The organism is Tropicimonas aquimaris (assembly GCF_042676185.1).
GTDB lineage: Bacteria > Pseudomonadota > Alphaproteobacteria > Rhodobacterales > Rhodobacteraceae > Tropicimonas > Tropicimonas aquimaris.
Genome location: NZ_JBHTJT010000002.1, coordinates 155,076 through 169,854, shown reverse-complemented (window position 1 = coordinate 169,854; position 14,779 = coordinate 155,076). Strand labels below are relative to the sequence as shown.

General features: G+C 65.5%; 14 protein-coding genes, 1 tRNA gene and 1 pseudogene. 5 read left to right on the top strand and 11 right to left on the bottom strand.

Going from position 1 to position 14,779, the window contains the following annotated elements; all coding sequences use genetic code 11:
- Nucleotides 1–146 precede the first annotated feature (146 nt).
- The 4 genes from ACFQ2S_RS00825 to ACFQ2S_RS00810 form a co-directional block, all read right to left on the bottom strand.
- Nucleotides 147–1,208: an ATP-binding cassette domain-containing protein gene (locus ACFQ2S_RS00825; protein WP_386071916.1), complete on the bottom strand. Its 1,062-nt coding sequence runs from the start codon at nt 1,206–1,208 to the stop codon at nt 147–149.
- Between the two features lie 10 nt (nt 1,209–1,218).
- Nucleotides 1,219–2,250 (bottom strand): ABC transporter permease, encoded by a 1,032-nt coding sequence (locus ACFQ2S_RS00820; RefSeq protein WP_386071914.1) that lies wholly within the window; start codon nt 2,248–2,250, stop codon nt 1,219–1,221.
- Nucleotides 2,251–2,341: 91 nt separating this feature from the next.
- On the bottom strand, nt 2,342–2,872 hold the full coding sequence (locus ACFQ2S_RS00815) for a glycine betaine ABC transporter substrate-binding protein (RefSeq protein ID WP_386071912.1): 531 nt from the start codon (nt 2,870–2,872) through the stop codon (nt 2,342–2,344).
- A complete protein-coding gene (locus tag ACFQ2S_RS00810; RefSeq protein ID WP_386071910.1) occupies nt 2,827–3,324 on the bottom strand; it encodes a glycine betaine ABC transporter substrate-binding protein in 498 nt (165 codons plus the stop codon). The genes ACFQ2S_RS00815 and ACFQ2S_RS00810 overlap by 46 nt, the downstream gene beginning before the upstream one ends.
- A 629-nt stretch (nt 3,325–3,953) precedes the next feature.
- On the opposite strand from ACFQ2S_RS00810, the gene ACFQ2S_RS00805 reads away from it, so the two are divergent.
- The 3 genes from ACFQ2S_RS00805 (at nt 3,954) to ACFQ2S_RS00795 (ending at nt 8,327) form a co-directional block, all read left to right on the top strand.
- A complete protein-coding gene (locus tag ACFQ2S_RS00805) occupies nt 3,954–5,774 on the top strand; it encodes a sensor histidine kinase (protein WP_386071909.1) in 1,821 nt (606 codons plus the stop codon).
- A 46-nt stretch (nt 5,775–5,820) separates the two neighbouring features.
- A complete protein-coding gene (locus ACFQ2S_RS00800; RefSeq protein ID WP_386071907.1) occupies nt 5,821–7,392 on the top strand; it encodes a phospholipase D family protein in 1,572 nt (523 codons plus the stop codon).
- 68 nt (nt 7,393–7,460) lie between these two features.
- Nucleotides 7,461–8,327, top strand: coding sequence for a formate/nitrite transporter family protein (locus ACFQ2S_RS00795; RefSeq protein ID WP_386071905.1), 867 nt, complete (start codon nt 7,461–7,463; stop codon nt 8,325–8,327).
- 49 nt (nt 8,328–8,376) lie between these two features.
- On the opposite strand, the gene ACFQ2S_RS00790 is transcribed toward ACFQ2S_RS00795, so the two are convergent.
- The 4 genes and pseudogenes from ACFQ2S_RS00790 to ACFQ2S_RS00775 form a co-directional block, all read right to left on the bottom strand.
- Nucleotides 8,377–9,357 (bottom strand): SDR family oxidoreductase, encoded by a 981-nt coding sequence (locus ACFQ2S_RS00790; protein WP_386071903.1) that lies wholly within the window; start codon nt 9,355–9,357, stop codon nt 8,377–8,379.
- Between the two features lie 304 nt (nt 9,358–9,661).
- A pseudogene (locus tag ACFQ2S_RS00785) lies at nt 9,662–10,558 on the bottom strand (NAD(P)-dependent oxidoreductase); the annotation flags it as partial.
- A gap of 418 nt (nt 10,559–10,976) precedes the next feature.
- A tRNA-Ala gene (locus ACFQ2S_RS00780) sits at nt 10,977–11,052 on the bottom strand.
- A gap of 69 nt (nt 11,053–11,121) precedes the next feature.
- Nucleotides 11,122–11,454 carry a TIGR02300 family protein gene (locus ACFQ2S_RS00775; RefSeq protein WP_386071901.1) on the bottom strand — a complete coding sequence of 111 codons (333 nt, stop codon included), beginning with the start codon at nt 11,452–11,454 and terminating at the stop codon, nt 11,122–11,124.
- A gap of 104 nt (nt 11,455–11,558) precedes the next feature.
- Here ACFQ2S_RS00775 and ACFQ2S_RS00770 point away from each other — a divergent pair, with 104 nt between their 5' ends.
- Entirely contained in the window at nt 11,559–12,251 is a 693-nt protein-coding gene (locus ACFQ2S_RS00770) for a M48 family metallopeptidase (protein ID WP_386071900.1), read from the top strand.
- 31 nt (nt 12,252–12,282) lie between these two features.
- A complete protein-coding gene (locus ACFQ2S_RS00765; RefSeq protein WP_386071898.1) occupies nt 12,283–12,951 on the top strand; it encodes a GntR family transcriptional regulator in 669 nt (222 codons plus the stop codon).
- Here the strand turns inward: ACFQ2S_RS00765 and ACFQ2S_RS00760 are convergent.
- From ACFQ2S_RS00760 to ACFQ2S_RS00750, 3 genes are all read right to left on the bottom strand, one after another.
- Complete coding sequence (locus ACFQ2S_RS00760) at nt 12,920–13,534, bottom strand: thymidine kinase (RefSeq protein ID WP_386071897.1); 615 nt, start codon at nt 13,532–13,534, stop codon at nt 12,920–12,922. The two genes, ACFQ2S_RS00765 and ACFQ2S_RS00760, sit on opposite strands and share 32 nt — an antisense overlap.
- A gap of 60 nt (nt 13,535–13,594) precedes the next feature.
- Nucleotides 13,595–14,299, bottom strand: a complete 705-nt coding sequence (deoD, locus tag ACFQ2S_RS00755; protein WP_386071896.1) for a purine-nucleoside phosphorylase — start codon at nt 14,297–14,299, stop codon at nt 13,595–13,597.
- A gap of 66 nt (nt 14,300–14,365) precedes the next feature.
- Nucleotides 14,366–14,701, bottom strand: a complete 336-nt coding sequence (locus ACFQ2S_RS00750) for an H-NS histone family protein (protein WP_386071895.1) — start codon at nt 14,699–14,701, stop codon at nt 14,366–14,368.
- Between the last annotated feature and the right edge of the window lie 78 nt (nt 14,702–14,779).

Below are 14,779 nucleotides of genomic sequence, written 5' to 3'. Positions count from 1 at the left end.
CGGCGCGATTGCCATCAGGAGGTGACAGACCAAACGGCCGGCGCGCGGAAACGTTCCGGACGGCGTGGCGGCAGAAGCGGAAATCCGCGCGGCGGTGGCAGCGGGATGCCGCCGGCACCGCCACACGCCGGGACGGCTTGCCCGGGTCAGCTTGCGCGGGCGATGCCCCCGTCTTCCGAGGCTTCGGAGGGCACCAGCGCGCGCACCAGGTCTTTCACCGAGAGCACCCCCACCTGCGCACCATTCTTCATCACCCGGTAGGAGAGCGTCGTGTCGCCTCCCGACAGCCCGATCACCGACTCGAGGTTGGCGTTGTGGTCGACTTCGCCGGCGAGCACCGTGCGGGTGTCCGTCGCTGGCGCCATCACCGAGCGGACCCGCAGCACGCGGGCGCGGTTGATGTCGGAGATGAAGTCCGTGATGTAGGGATCGTTGGGGTGCAGCAGGATCTTTTGCGGCTCGCCTTGCTGGATCACGGCGCCGTCCTTGAGGATCACCAGGTGATCGGCCAGTTTCAGCGCCTCGTCGAGATCGTGGGTGATGAAGACGATGGTCTTGTGCAGCTCTTCTTGCAGTTCGAGTAGCAGGTTCTGCATGTCGGTGCGGATCAGCGGGTCGAGCGCGGAGAAAGCCTCGTCCATCAGCATGATGTCCGCGTTCGAGGTCAGCGCCCGGGCGATGCCCACGCGCTGCTGCATCCCGCCCGAGAGCTGGTGGGGGTGCTGCTCGTCGAGCCCCTCTAGCCCGACCCGGTTGAGCCAGGTGCGGGCCTCGTCCTCCCATTTCGCGCGAGGCAGGCTGCGGACGGAGAGCGGGGTGCCGGCGTTCTCCAGGATCGTGCGGTGCGGCAGGAGGGCGAACTTTTGGAACACCATGGACATCCGCTCGCGCCGTACCTGGCGGAGCTGCCTCTCGTCGAGCGTCAGGACGTTCTCGCCGTTGACCCAGACCTCGCCGGCCGTGGGGTCGATCAGGCGATTGATGTGACGGATCAGGGTCGACTTGCCGGAGCCGGACAGGCCCATGATCACGGTAATCTTGCCGGCGTGCATGTCGACGTTGATGTCCTGCAGTCCGAGCACGTGGTCATAGGTTTCCAGCAGCTCCGTCTTGTCGACCCCGGCGCGCACATGTTCCAGCGCCGCGGCGGGATCTTCGCCGAAGATCTTGTAGAGCTTGCGGATCGAGATCTTGATTTCTTCTGTCATCGGAACCTGCTCACATCTGGTGGGTGCTGTTGACGCGTGCCAGTGCGGCCTTGGTGGTCCGGTCGAGGATCACCGCCAGCAGCACGATGCCGAGGCCGGAGACGAGGCCCACGCCAAGCTCCAGGTTGCGGATCCCGCGCAGCACCAGCACGCCGAGTCCGGGCGCCGAGACCAGCGAGGCGATGACGACCATGGCGAGGCTCATCATGATGGTCTGGTTCACGCCGGCCATGATGTTGGGCAGCGCCAGCGGGATCTGCACCTCCCAGAGTTTTTGGCGCGCGGTCATGCCGAAGGCGTCGGCTGCCTCGATCACCTGCTTGTCGACCAGCCGGATGCCGAGGTTGGTGAGCCGTATCACCGGCACGATGGCATAAAGAATGATCGCGATGCCGTAGAGCTTGGGCTCGGTCACCGAGAACAGGAAGATCAACGGGATCAGGTAGACGAAGGTTGGCAGCGTCTGCAGCATGTCGAGGATCGGGATCGCCGCGCGCTGAAAGCCGTCGCTCCGGGACATGGCGATGCCGATGGGCACCCCGAGCAGCACGCATATGAAGGCGCAGACGAAGATGATCGCCAGCGTGTCCATCGCGTAACTGTAGTAATCGATGAAGGCGAGGAAGCCGAGGCAGGCGGCCACGAAGACCACCAGCGCCGCCGAGCGGGTCACGAGCTGGACCACCAGCAGCAGCAGCGGGATCATGATCCACCAGGGCGTGGTGTCGAACAGCCAGAGCGCGCCTTCGAGCGCCCAGGAGAGCGGTTGCGTCAACGGGTCGAGCACGAAGCTGAGGCTGTCCTTGATCGAGAGGAAGCCGTCTTCCAGCCCGCGGGTCACCTCGCGCGATTGCGGAAATGCGGGGCAGGCGTCGTTGAGCGCGTTCATCGAGGGGAACGGCAGTTGCCAGATCGAGCTGTCGGTCTCTGCGCCGCCGGTTTGACCGATCAGGTCGGCCATCGACATCGGTGCGGAGGAGGAACCGGCATCGCACCAGTCACGCAATCCGAGCGTGTCGAACAGGGAATCGTAGGTTGCCATGAGGCCTCCGTCTTGCGCCAGCCGGGGAGGGGCGCCGAAAAGGGGGACGGGGCGGCGCAAGCGCCACCCCGCCTCGTTTCTTGGGCTGGCGTCAGTTCAGCAGGCCGGCCAGCTTTTCGCTCGCCTCGTCGTTCAGCCAGGAGGCCCACTTGTCCTTGAAGGTGGTCAGGTAGTAGACGGCCGCCTCCTCGCCGGAGGCGCTGTTGGCGTCCATCCAGGCCAGGGTCGCGTTCATGTCGTCGACATCGAAGCTGACATTGGCCAGCAGCTCGGCGATTTCCGGCTCACGCTCGGCGAAATCGGTGGTGACGACGGTGACCACGGGTGCGGCAGGGAAAGCCGAGGGTTTCGGGTCCGCATTGTCGGCGTTCTGGTTGGCGGCGTGGACATCGGCGTCGTACTCGCCGAGGTCGACCGCGACCATCTCGTACTTACCGAGCAGCGCCGTCGGCGCCCAGTAATATCCGAACCAGGGCTCTTCGTTCTCGTAGGCCGAGGCCATCGAGGTCGCCAGCGTCTCGCCGGAGCCGTGGTTGAACACCTCGATGCCGTTGGCCTCGAGGCCAAAGGCGGGGATCAGAAGGCGGGGATCAGGTTGTCGTTGACGATCCGGCAGCCCCATCCGTCGGGGCAGTTGTTGAACTGCCCGCCGACCAGCTCCGGATTGGCGAGCACGCCTTCGATGGTGGTCAATTCGGGGTGCGCCTCGGCCAGGTAGGCCGGGATCCACCAGCCCTCCACCCCGCCGGGCTCGAGCACTGCGCCGAGTTCCCGGACCTTGCCCTGCTCCTTGAGCTTGTCATAGGCGTCGCCGGCGGAATTGACCCAGAGCTCGGAGACGGTGTCGGGCTCGTTGTTCTCGGCCAGTGACGTGACGGCGGGCACGGTGTCGGAAGGCACCAGCGAGACGGTGCAGCCGTAGCCCTGCTCCATGATGAACTTCTCGATCTGCGAGACGACCGAGGCGGAGGCCCAGTTCATCTGGGCAATCGAAACCTCGCCGCAATCGGCATGGGCAAGGGTGGGAACGGCCAGCGCCAGGGTGGCGGCGCCGAGGGAGGTGGCGAATTTCATTAGATGCTCCATTTGGCATTGAAATGCCCCCACGTGCCCGATCGGGAGTGTGAACCGGTCGGGCCGCCGGGACGGATGCAGGCGGCAGCGTGGACCTCGGGCCGGGCTTCGCAGAGGGTTCGCAAACCACGCTGATCCGCCGCTGCCGCGGGGCGATCAACTCGTTTGCGGATCGGCTTTCGCCGGGTAGTGCGCGTTTGATATGGGCGCTGCGCTTCGACTGGGTACGAGGTCACGAACGGCCGGATAACGGAGCTCGGGCGGAAAGCCAACCGGAAGAGCAACATTTGCGACATGTGGTGTCGTTTTTCTTCTTCTCCATGCGGAGTTCGAGTGGGCGCAGCGCGTCTATGAGCAAGCTTCCGCGATGAGGCTCGTGAGGACGTGGAGGGAGCGCCGGGCCGTGTGAAGAAAATCTCGTGGCGCAGGGAACAAGATCCCGGGTCGTGCGTTTGGGCAGGTGGATCCCCTGCGATGGACATGATGAACGCTCCGAAATTGCTTGCCGAGAACCCGCTGGCGGGGCTTGCCCCTGACACAACCGCGTCGTCTCCCGATGGCGGGACCGCGCGCCTTGGCCGGTCAGGCGCGGTGCCGTACTGTTCCTTGCAGAGGCCGGGGGAGCCCGGGTGCTGAGGGCGGCCCCGCCCGCGCAGGCCCCCGTTCTCGGGGCGAAGGGGGCGAAGCTGTCCGGGGAATCCGGGTCCGGCCTGCTTGGCTGGGATCGCAAGGGCCTGACCTTTCGCATCGTTTCCATGCTGTCGCTGGTGCTGCTGCCGCTGGCGCTCGTGGCCGCATGGCAGTCTCAAAGAGCCACGCAGGCGGCGACGGAGAGCTATCGCGCGAGCCTGCTGGCCAAGACCGCCGCCGCCACAGCGCCGGAACGCGACGCCATCCTGAGCGCCTTCGCCACCGCCGCCACCCTCGCCGAGACGCTGTCCCTGCAGCGCCCGGACATGGACGAATGCGTCGCGCTGATGCAGCAGATCGCGGGCGCGAACCCGCGCTTCGCCTTTGTCGGACACACGGAGTCCGACCAGCTCAATCGGTGCAACGACAAGGACGCACTTTACGATTTCTCGGACAATGAGGCGTCGCGCCGCCGTTTCGCCAATCCCCGCGCGGACGTGACCTTCAACCCCTCGGGCGCGGCGACGAAACAGGCCGTGGTGGTCGTGAGCCAGCCGGTGCACCTGGCCGACGACAGTTTCCAGGGCTTCGTCTCGATCTCCTTCCCTTCGTTGCCGCTGGTGCTGTCAAGGCCCGACGAGACCGAGGACCCGGACTTCCAGATCCTGACCTTCAACGCCTTGGGCGAGGTGCTGACCGCCGATGTCGCGCCGGAGGACCTCGTCCAGCTGCTGCCCCGGGACCGGGACCTGAAGAGCCTCGCCGGGCCGGGCCGCTTCGTCTTTACCGAGCCGAGCGTCGCCGGGCCGATCCGGGATTTCGCGGTGGTACCGCTCTATGGCGACCGGGCCTATGCGCTCGGCAGCGCGCCGGCCGGGGCGGTGCCGGTCAATCGGCAGCTCTACGGCGGGGCGGCGCTCTATGCGCCGATCCTGATGTGGCTGGTCAGCCTGCTGGTCGCGGTGCTGGTGCTGCGCCGCCAGGTGATCGCGCCGACCCGGCAGCTCCGGATGCGGATGCGCAGCTTTGCCGACGGGCGGGCCATTCTCTCGGGCGAGACGATGGCGCGGGCACCGAGCGAGCTGCGGGAGATCGGCGAGACCTTCGACTCGATGGCGGAGAAGATCCTGCATGACGAGGCCGAGCTGGAGGACCGGGTGCACGAGCGCGAGCTGCTGCTGCGGGAGGTGCATCACCGGGTGAAGAACAACCTTCAGTTGATGTCGTCGATCATCAACATGCAGATCCGGCAGAGCAACGGCCCGGAGGCGGAGGAGGCGCTGCGACGGGTGCAAGGGCGGCTGAGCAGCCTCGCCAAGTTTCACCGCGAACTCTACCAGAGCTCGTCGCTCGTAGGGCTGCGGGCCGATCAGCTCCTGGAGGACCTCGCCCAGCAGTTGATTGCCGTGGCGCAGGAAACTGAGCAGCGGATCGAGCTGCAGCTCGAGCTAGAGCCCGTCGCCATGTCGCCCGACCAGGTGAGCCCGCTGGCGATGCTGGTGACCGAGGCGATGACCAATGCCATCAAGTACGCGGGCACCCACAACGGCGCGCGACCCTTCGTGCGGCTGACGTTGCGGGTTTCCGGGCCGCAGGACACGCAGGTTGCGACGGTCAGCGTCGAGAACTCGGTGGGCCCGGAGTCTGCGGACCCTTCCGCATCCGGTGGCTCCGGGTTGGGCACGCGGCTGATCAACGCCTTTGCGATGCAGCTCGGCGCCGAAGTCGAGCAGGGGCGCGACGACCGAGTGTTTCGGCTGGCGGTAACCTTTGCGCTGGAACCTTTTCGACTCGAGGAGGGAACCGGCGCGGCGTTTTGAACGTTGAGGGGATGTCTGGGCGGGTAGTGGGTGAGAGAGGGCTGGCATGTCGAGAGAAGCTGACGACCAGATCGCGCCCGTCGGGGACATGCGCGATCTTCGTGTCCTGATCACGGCCGAAGAGGCCTATCCGGCCTATGAGCGGGCCTTTCTCGACGCAAAGCGCGAGATATGGGCCTGCTTCCGCGTTTTCGATCCCGACACAGCGTTGCGCAGCGAGGAAGGGAAGGCCATCGGGGAGACCTGGTTCGATCTGCTGGTGCATGTGCTGAAACGCGGGGTGGCGATCCATTTCGTGCTCTCGGACTTCGATCCTATCCTCGCCCGGAAGCTGCACCGGGTCTCGTGGGAGTCGCGGCGGTCCTTCGAGCAAGCGGCCCGGGCGGCCGGGCCAATGGCGCGGTTGCGCATCGTCAACGCGTTGCACCCGGCGCGGGTCGGCCTGTTGCCCCGGCTTCTGCTGTGGCCGATGCTGATCAAGGAACTTCGGCGGGCGGCCCGGGACCTGAACGGGCAGCCGGCAGAGGAACGGGCGCGGCAACTCTCGGACAGCCCCGGCCTGCGCAAATGGCTCAAGGAAGAGACCGGCGGCCGCCTGTCGGCGCGCAAATGGCCGCCACCGCCGCTGGTGCCGGGCACCCACCACCAGAAGATCGCCGTCTTCGACCGGGAGCTGCTGTGCATCGGTGGGCTCGACCTGGATGAACGGCGCTATGACGACAAGAACCATCAGCGGCGACGCGACGAGACCTGGCACGACGTGCAGGTGATGTGCCGCGGCCCCATCGTGACCGAGGCGCAGCGCCACCTCGAGAGCTTCCGTCAGGTGGTGGAAGGCCGGGCCGAGGCGCCGCCTACAGGGCGGCTCCTGCGCACCATGTCACGGCGCCGCAACTTTCCGCTGCCATTCCTCGGCCCTCGACCGCTGGTGGGGGAGTTGGCGCAGGCGCATCTGGAGGCGTTCGGAGTGGCTCGGCGGCTGATCTACCTCGAAACGCAGTTCTTCCGCGACCGCCGGATCGCCGATGCGCTGGCGGCGGCAGCGCAGGCGCAGCCCGACCTGGGGCTGATCCTTGTTCTGCCTGGCGCGCCGGAGGACGTGGCTTTCGAGGCCGCGTCGGGACCGGACGCGCGTTTTGGCGAATACCTGCAGGCGCGTTGTATCCGGCAGGTGGAGGAAGCTTTCGGTTCACGCGCGGCGATTTGTTCACCGGTGCGCCCCGCGAAGTCCCCGGCGCATGGGCGCGACACGCTCTGCGGCGCGCCGATCATCTATGTCCATGCCAAGGTCGCCTGTATCGACGACGAACGGGCGCTGGTCTCGTCGGCCAATCTGAACGGGCGGAGCCTGTGGTGGGACACCGAGGCCGGGGTGGCGCTGGACGATCCTCGCGACGTGCAGCACCTGCGGCAGCGGGTTATGCGGCACTGGCTGCCAAAAGGCGCGGGCGATGCCTTTTTCGACCTGGAGGGCGCAGCGGAGGCTTGGCGCAAGCTGGCCCACGACAACGCCGCGCAGGATCCCGAGTCGCGAGCCGGGTTTCTAGTGCCCTACGATCCGCGCCCGGCCGAGGATTTCGGCTATCCGCTACCCGGCGTGCCCGACGCGATGGTCTGAGCCGGGCCCCGTCCGGCCAGCAATGGAACACCCGAGCCGTTGCCGCGTTGTATGGCATGACGAAACATATGTCCCATCCCCCCGCCGAACCGCCCGAGGACAGCGCGGCCCGCCATCGGTCCGAAGAAGCCTCGGTGATGGACGCCGCCCGCCTGTCGGCGAGGCTGATCTACGAGGTGATCCGTCGCGACGGCGGCGAAGAGCTGGAGCGGCCGGCGACTTCGCTGATCTGGTCGGGGCTGGCGGCAGGGATGCTGATAAGCCTGTCCGTTCTTGGCGAGGCGGTGCTGGGTAGCCACCTGCCTGTCACCGACGGCGCCTTCCTGGTCGAGAACCTTGGCTATTCTCTGGGCTTCCTCGTGGTGATCTTCGGGCGGATGCAGCTCTTTACCGAGAACACGATCACCACGGTTCTGCCGGTAATGCACCGCGGCAGCCGTGCTTGCCTGATGCAGATGCTCCGCCTCTGGGGCATCGTGCTGAGCGCCAACGTGGTCGGCGCGGCGATTGCTGGGTGGTTCTTTACCCTCGATGGCGTGTTGGAGCCCAAGGTCGGGGCCGCGATACACGCGCTGTCGGAGCATGCGGTGGGCATGGGGCCGGCGCAGGCTTTCCTCCGGGCGATCCCGGCGGGTGTGCTGGTGGCCTCCATCGTCTGGATGATGCCGACCGCGCAGGGCAACGCTTTTCTCGTCATCACGGCCTTCACCTGGCTGATCGCGGCGGGCGATTTCACCCATATCATCGCAGGGTCGGTAGAGATAACGCACCTGATGTGGCTGGGCGAGCTCGGGCTCGCGGAGGCGCTCAGCGGGTTCTTCCTGCCGGTGCTGGCCGGCAACATCATCGGTGGCACGGCGATCTTTACCCTGCTCGCCTGGGGGCAGGTGAAACGGGAGGTCGCACTTGGAGCGGAGGCAGAGGGAGGCGGTTGATCGTACGTTCCCGCTCGCCGCGCCGGATCCTGCGTGCGTGGGGGGGGGCTCAGCCGAGCATCATTCCGAGGGCGAAGCCTGCCACTGGCAGGGCACCGAACACCAGCCAGCGGGCCCTGTCGCCATCGACCACCAGCCCGCCACCGCTTGCCAGACTGCCGAAGCTGCCGTGCGGTGTGGCGTCGATGCCGGGGACGGGCATGTCGAGGTTGTCGTCTCGGTTCCCCGGCTCCTCGGCTTGCGACTTCTGCATCTCCGCGCCACGGTCTGCCAGCCGGTGATCCAACCAGTCGGGAAAGATCATGTTGGCAAAGACAAGCTGCAGCACAGAGGTGCCCACAAGGTATTCCCGCCGTCCCTCGCGCACCGCGCGCATCACCGCCTTTGAGGCAATCTCGGGCTGAAAGACCGGCGATGCCGGCCGCGGTTTCTTCGACAGCCGGTTGCGGGCCCAGTCGAATTGCGGCGTGTTCATCGAGGGTAACTGAACGAGGCTGACTGTGACCCGCGCCCCTTCCCGGATCAGCTCCGACCGGATCGCGGAGGAGAAGCCGTTCACCCCGTGCTTGGCCGTGCAATAGGCCGATTGATAGGGCACCGCGCGGTAGGAGAGGCCGGAACCGATGTTGACGATCCGCCCCCGGTTGCGCGCTTCCATCAGCCTGATCGCGGTTCGGGTCCCATTGACCACGCCGAGCAGGGTGGCATCGACGATGCGGTCGAACTCGCAGGCGGGCATCCGGGCGAAGGGTGAGAAGCTCGTGAGCATCGCGGCGTTGACCCACACTTCGACCGGCCCGAGCGCCGCTTCGATTTCGGCGCCTGCGCGTTCCACGGCCTCGGCGTCCGAGACATCGCAGCTCCGGGTCAGGACCTGCGCGCCATAGGTGGCCTCGAGCTGTTGGAGCCGGTCTTCACCGCGGGCGATGATGCCGACGCGGTAACCCGCGTCGATGAGGCAGGAGACAACGGCGCGCCCGGCACCGGCGCTGCCGCCGGCCACCACGGCTGTCTTTCGGGACTCTTCCACGCGGCGCTCCTTGGTCGCTTCCAATCTCCTCAAAGGGCAAACGCCCTCCGAGGCTTGAGGTTCCGTCGAATGGGGATGTGGGAGCCGTCACGCCCGAATGGCGATTCCGGAGCTGGCGTGCGCAGCTATGCAGCCAGAGCGACGTGCCGGGTCGGCTTCAGGCTCGGAAAGCTTCCACGCAGGGAAGGGGCGAGATGACGTTCGAAACGGACCTCGGGATCCGGCAAGGAGCCCTGCCATCCCCGCACGCCTGTTGCCGCGCGCCCCGATCGGGAGCGCGCGGCGTGTTCTCCGGCGTGCCGGATTACTTCTCGAGCTTGAGGAAGTAGTCGTAGATTTCCGGCACGTTACCGTCGCCCAGGCCGGCATCGAAAGCCGCCTGGAGGTTGTGCGAGGTGCCTTCGGCGATCTCGGCGCGGGTGCCGAGGTCTTCGACCATCTTGAGGAAGTAGCCGAGGTCCTTGTTGGCGTTGGCGATGGAGAAGCCGAGGTCGCTCACGCCGTCGACAGCATAGTTCTTGCAGAAGTTCATGAAGGGCGAGGCGGACGGGCCGGTCGACATGATGTCGAAAAGCTGCTGGCGGTCGACGCCGGCCTTGGTGGCGACGGCGAAGGCCTGGCTCATGGTGCAGACGGTGGTCATGCCCATGAAGTTGTTGATCAGCTTGGTGGTGTGGCCGGCGCCGAGCGCGCCGAGGTAGAAGACGTTCTCGCCCTGCTCGTCGAGCACCGGCTTGACCTTGTCGAAGGTCTCCTTGTCGCCGGCGGCCATGATGTTGAGCAGGCCATCCTTGGCGTGGGCCGGGGTGCGGCCCAGCGGGGCGTCGACCATGCCGGCGCCCTTGGCGGCGAGATCGGCGCCGATCTTGCGGGTGGAGGCCGGGATGGAGGTGCCGAAGTCGATCAGGACCGCGCCTTCCTTGATGCCGGCGAGGATGCCCTCGTCGCCATAGACCACCTTTTCGACCACGGCCGAGGTGGTGAGGCAAAGCATCACGATGTCGCTGGCCTCGGCCAGTTCCTTGGGTGAGGAGGCCTCCTTGGCGTTGCCGCGGGCAAGTACTGCGGCCACGGCGTCCTTGTTGAGGTCCATGACGACCAGCTCGTAGCCCCTCTTCTGAAGGTTTTCGACCATGTTGCCGCCCATCAGGCCGAGACCGATGAAACCGATGACGGGTTTTGTCATATCTGACTCCTCGAAAGGTTGTTGTGTGGTTGGTTGCGAGCGCTATACCAATTTTTACAAATTTCCCAGAGGCAGATTTGTCTCCGGCATGTTCCGGGGAGGCAACCGTATGCTGGGAAGGTAAACCACGTTTCCCAAGCAATATTTCCTTGTACCACGACGCGCGGACACAGGCGGGCCGATGCAGGGCGTGGCCGGCCTTACCCTGCGGCAAATCGCCCTGAACACCGCAGCGGGGCGAATCTTCGTGGAGCCGGGACGTTCTTATACGACGCACTGGCGTGCGGGCATACCGGCTAGCAGGAGTTCAAGTTTGGACAGGTTTTGGGAGTCTGTCGCGATCGTTCCGGCGGACCGGCCATGGTCCGGCGACGGTGCAGAAACGCGCGCAGATCAAGCCCGGAAGGCGACAGTCTAAAGTGTTTAGGCGATTTGGTGGAGCCAAGGGGAGTCGAACCCCTGACCTCTTGCATGCCATGCAAGCGCTCTCCCAACTGAGCTATGGCCCCGGTAGCGCGGTGTGTATTCACCCGCTCTGGGGAGTTCAAGAAGAAAGTGAACTCCCCGAACCGACTTTTTCAGGAATCGTCGTCGTCAGATCCGACGTCAGCGATATCGTCGAGCGACACGTCGTCCTCGTCGGCATCATCGTCCAGAACGTCGTCACCGAGATCGACATCGGTGTCGTCATCGTCGTCCAGCACGTCGGCATCATCATCGATCAGCACGTCGTCTTCGGCCGGGCTGGCCTTTTCCTTGGCGTCCTTGATCTGGACGCGCGACTTGCTGTTGGTCTCGAGGTTGACGATCTCGCCCGTGTACGGGCTTACGATCGGGGTCCGGCCGAGATCATAGAACCGCTTCCCCGTTGTCGGGCAGAGGCGCTTGACTCCCCATTCTTCCTTGGGCATCGCATGGTCCTTCAGCTGTAGGCGATAAATTGAATGAAGCCCGATGCCACAGGTCCCCGAGCCTGTCAAACTCAAAGAGTCGAGGCGGTAGCGGAGGCGGCGCGTTGAGCGAACATTATCTGCCGGGAGACCCGCCGGTGCGGCTGGTCCTGCGAAAATCCGCGCGTGCGCGTCGGTATTCGCTGCGCGTGTCGCGGCTCGACGGGCGCGTGACGCTGACCATGCCGAGCCACGCGCCGGAGTCCAAGGCGTTGCAGTTTGCACGGGAAAAGGCGGCATGGGTCCGCGCGAAACTTATCGAACGGCCTGACGAGATTGTCGCCGATCTGGGCGCTGTGCTGCCGGTCGAGGGGGCCTGGTTGACGGTCGCGCATGGGGCGAGAGGGGCGGTTCGCCCCGAAGAAGGGCGGATTGAGGTCTCGCCGCGCGCGGCATCGGTGCCCGCGGCCGTGGCCGGCGTTCTGAAATCGCTGGCCCGGGATCGGCTTGCGGCCGATTCGGATCGTTTCGCTCGGGCGCTCGGCCGGCCCTACACGCGGATCACCCTGCGGGACACGCGCTCCCGGTGGGGCTCCTGCTCGGCCGACGGCGCGCTGATGTATTCCTGGCGGCTGATTCTCGCGCCGCCGCGGGTGCTGAGCTATGTCGCGGCGCACGAGGTCGCGCATCTGGCCCACATGAACCACGGGCCGCGATTCTGGGCCACGGTCAAACGGCTCTGGCCGGAGTACGAGGCGGATCGGGCCTGGCTGCGGGAGAATGGCGAGGCGCTGCATCGCTATCGCTTCGGCGATTGACCGCCCTTCAACCGCGTGCTCACATTTGAAGATGCTTCCCGCCACCCGCACCGCAGACGGCCCAGCCACCTTCGCGCCGACCTCGGCTGTGCATGATCGGCTGTATCGGATCATGCGGACGCGGATCATGCACGGCGAGATGCTTCCGGGGCAGGCGCTTACCCTGCGCGGGATCGCGAAGGAATTCGGGGTCTCGATGACCCCGGTTCGGGAGGCGCTGCGACGGCTGGTGGCCGAAGGTGCGCTGACCCTGTCCGCCTCCGGACGGGTGTCCACGCCGGAGCTGACAAACGAACGGATCGAGGAATTGGCGGCGCTGCGGGCGCTGCTGGAGCCGGAGCTTTCATCGCGCGCCCTGCCGCGCGCCCACATGGCCCTGATCGAGCGTTTGCAGACCATCAACAACTCGATCGAGGATTCCGGTGTCCTGAGGTCGGCGCCGGCCTATATCCGGACCAATCTGGAATTCCATCGCACCCTCTACCTGCGCGCACAGGCGCCGGCGATGCTGGCGATGGCGGAGACGGTCTGGCTGCAGCTCGGCCCGACGATGGGCATGTTCTATGACAAGCTCAATAGGCAGGAAGCGCCCTACCACCACAAGTTGATCATCGCGGCGCTGCGTGCGGGCGACGAGCCTTCGCTGCGGCTGGCCGTGCGCACGGATGTCACGCAGGGTCTGCGGTTTCTGGTGCAGTGACGGGGATGCCGCCCACGGCCTCGCGCCAGTGGCGGCGGCACAGCGACACATAGGTCTCGTTGCCGCCGATCTGCACCTGGGCGCCATCGCGCAGGGCACGGCCGTCTGGCCCCATACGGGCGACCATCGTCGCCTTCTTCCCGCAATGACAGATCGTGCGGACTTCGCGCATCTCGTCCGCCAGGGCCAGCAGGGCGGCGGAGCCGGGGAAGAGCTTGCCCATGAAATCCACCCGCAGGCCGTAGCACATGATTGGCACACGCAGATCGTCAACGACCCGGGTCAGCTGCCACACCTGCGTCTCGGACAGGAACTGCGCCTCGTCCAGAAAGACGCAGGCGACTGGGCCGGCATCGAGGCGGCGCGATATGGTCTCGAAGAGGTCGTCCTCCGGGCCGAAGACATCCGCCTCGGCGTCAATCCCGATGCGAGACCCGATCCGGCCAACGCCAGCCCGGGTGTCCACCCCGGCGGTCAGCAGATAGGTTTCCATGCCGCGTTCGCGATAGTTGTACGATGCCTGGAGCAGGATCGTCGACTTGCCCGCGTTCATCGTGGAGTAGTGGAAGTAGAGCTTGGCCATGCGCAGCGATTACCCCGCGATGGCCGCCCGGACAAGCTGGTCCAGGCGGAAGGGGCCGGGTCAGGCGAAAGCTGCCTGTAGCGCGATCTCGACCATGTCGCCGAAGCTGCGCTCGCGATCCTCGCTCGGCAGGGCTGCGCCGGTCAGCAGATGATCGCTGACCGTGAGAACGGCCAGCGCGCGCCGGTTGTAGCGCGCGGCGACCGTGTAGAGCTCTGCCGCTTCCATCTCGACGGCGAGGACACCGTGCCGGGTCATCTGTTCGTTCAGGTCAGGCCGTTCGTCATAGAAGCAGTCGGAGGAGTAGATTCCGCCCACGTGGGTCGTCACGCCCTTGGCTTCTGCGGCTGCGGCGGCCGCCGACAGCAGGGACCAGTCGGCGCAGGGCGCGAAGTTCAGTTCGCGGAATATTCCGGAAGAGGGCGTCGAAAGCGTCGTCGACGTCATCGCCAGAACGACATCACGCACGTTGATTCGCTCCTGCATGGCTCCGGCTGAGCCGATCCGGATCAGGGTTTGGGCGCCGTAATTGCGAATCAGTTCGTTGGCGTAGATGGAAAGGGACGGCATTCCCATGCCGGAACCGTGAATGGTAACCCGGTTGCCTTTCCAGGTTCCGGTGAAGCCCAGCATTCCGCGGACCTGGTTTACGCAAACCGGATCGTCGAGAAATGTCTCGGCTGCCCATTTCGCACGATAGGGATCCCCCGGAAGCAGGACCGTTTCGGCAATCTCGCCCGGCTTCGCCCCGATGTGAATCGTCATCCTCGCCTCCAGTCGAAACGGGCCGCCTGAAGCGACCCGTTATTCCTTGTTTTTCTGAACGTTCGATCAGATCTCGAATGTAGACAGATCTACGCCGGCATCTTCGGCGTCCTTGATCCAGGCCGGTTTACGGCCCCGCCCGGTCCATGTCTGGGACGGTTCTTCGGGGTTGCGATATTTCGGCGGGTTTTTCGATTTGCCCTTCGCGCCGACTGCGGCAAGCATCTTCCCGGCAGCGCCGGTCAGTTCCTCGAGTTTGAACCCATGTTCGCTTGCCGTCTTTTCAAGCGCTTCGAGCGCCAGCTTGCGTTCACGTTTGGCGAGATCGGCGATTGCCGTCTGCACGTCCTTGGCCAACTGTTCCAACTCCGCGCGGGACAAGTTGGAAAGATCGATCGACATTGGTATCTCCCAATTCAAGTTTTTTTATTAAATACACCGAAATCGGAAGATTTCAATTCGTGATAACACCTATGTGCA